This window comes from Methylobacterium nigriterrae (genome assembly GCF_037106235.1).
Classification (GTDB): Bacteria; Pseudomonadota; Alphaproteobacteria; order Rhizobiales; family Beijerinckiaceae; genus Methylobacterium; species Methylobacterium nigriterrae.
In genome coordinates, this window is sequence record NZ_JBAWTG010000382.1 from 1 (window position 1) to 1,272 (window position 1,272).

Below are 1,272 nucleotides of genomic sequence, written 5' to 3' on the forward strand. Positions count from 1 at the left end.
CGTGCCATTGCAACGCGCTACGAGAAGACCGCCTCAAGCTTCATGGGCGTTCTCGCCCTCGCGGCTGCGCTCGACTGGCTCAAGAGCTAACAGGCCGTAATCCTGGCATTCCTCACCTTGGTCGCTCTCGCCCTGGTGCACCTTGAGAGACCGCGTGCTCAGATCACCGCTATGGCAGTGTTCGCGACCGCCATGGTCTCGACGCTCGGGCTGATCGCGCTCCATGAGCGGCCCTTCGACGGGCCTATGCCGGTGAGCGCCGCCGCCTTGCAGAGTGCTCTCTCAATCGTGGCGCAGAAGCCTACCACCGAGTCCCGGTAAGCCGCACAGTCGTCGCTGGAGCGAAGGCTGCATGTAGCCCAGCGGCCGTTAGCTCGAGTTTGGCCAACTGGAAGGCGGTTGCGAGCTCGCATTACCAACCTTGACGGCAATTGTGCGATGCAGCATCAGGGCTGCGCGCCGCACAATGTGAGTCGCTGCGCAAGTCCAGTTCCGAGGGGCCATTCATGTCCACCACCCAGCCGAGCTTCGAGATCCCGGCCGAGATGCGCGACTTCGCCGAGAAGAGCGTCGAGCAGGCGCGCAGCGCCCTCACCAGCTTCATCCAGAACGCCCGCAAGGCGGCCGACTCGCTGCAGACCTCCACCAAGACGGCCGAACTGCCGGCCAGCGTCGCCTTCTCGCGCGGGCTGGCCTTCACCGAGCAGAACGTCACGGCCGCCTTTGATCTGGCTCAGAAGCTGGTGCGTGCACGTGACGTGCAGGAGGCCGTGCAGCTCCAGTCTGACTACGTCCGCACGCAGTTCGCTGCCTTGCAGACCCAGGCCAAGGAGCTCACGAGCGCAGTTCAGCCCAACAAGGCCTGATCGGCTCTGACTGACCTGCGCGTTGAACACCACTGAGCGCATCTCAGCGTGGGCGAGGACATCAGCCGACCTCTGTTTCGCAGCCCGTCGCACTCCGGGCTCACTCGACCGGAGTGCGTCTGATTAAGAGAGACCGCGGTCGGTACTGACCGCGGCCCGCTTGTATCGGCTGTCGGCACCTACTTGCGGCTGTAAGCGAGTGCAGCCCGCCGGTTGCCGGAGCGCCCGCTCGCGTCCGAGATCTCGACCTCATCCCGCCGGATCGTGTCCCGCACCGTCTCAACACGCTGCGTGCGCTCCCGCCGGACCACTGATCCTCCCCCGTTTTTGTGGACACGGAGGTTACGTTGCCCAGCGCTGCTCGGCCTGCTCAGGCGTACGGTACCCGAGGGCTGAGTGGAGGCGC

The 1,272-nt window shown here is 65.2% G+C and carries 3 protein-coding genes and 1 pseudogene; 3 read left to right on the forward strand and 1 reads right to left on the reverse strand.

The features are described from left to right. The 3 genes and pseudogenes from WDW90_RS37245 to WDW90_RS37255 all read left to right on the forward strand — a co-directional run. Positions 1–90: pseudogene (locus WDW90_RS37245) on the forward strand (IS5-like element ISMex42 family transposase); the annotation flags it as partial. A gap of 12 nt (positions 91–102) precedes the next feature. After that, positions 103–321 carry a bestrophin-like domain gene (locus WDW90_RS37250; protein WP_488803324.1) on the forward strand — a complete coding sequence of 73 codons (219 nt, stop codon included), beginning with the start codon at positions 103–105 and terminating at the stop codon, positions 319–321. Between the two features lie 185 nt (positions 322–506). Further along, positions 507–866, forward strand: a complete 360-nt coding sequence (locus WDW90_RS37255) for a phasin (RefSeq protein ID WP_336492747.1) — start codon at positions 507–509, stop codon at positions 864–866. A 179-nt stretch (positions 867–1,045) separates the two neighbouring features. Here WDW90_RS37255 and WDW90_RS37260 read toward each other — a convergent pair whose 3' ends face one another. Continuing rightward, positions 1,046–1,177 (reverse strand): hypothetical protein, encoded by a 132-nt coding sequence (locus WDW90_RS37260; RefSeq protein ID WP_336492748.1) that lies wholly within the window; start codon positions 1,175–1,177, stop codon positions 1,046–1,048. Positions 1,178–1,272: the final 95 nt, after the last annotated feature.

What these genes read in the sequence shown, in the direction of transcription:
- WDW90_RS37255 (WP_336492747.1), top strand. Translation starts at nt 507, where the DNA reads ATGTCCACCACCCAGCCGAGCTTCGAGATCCCGGCCGAGATGCGCGAC.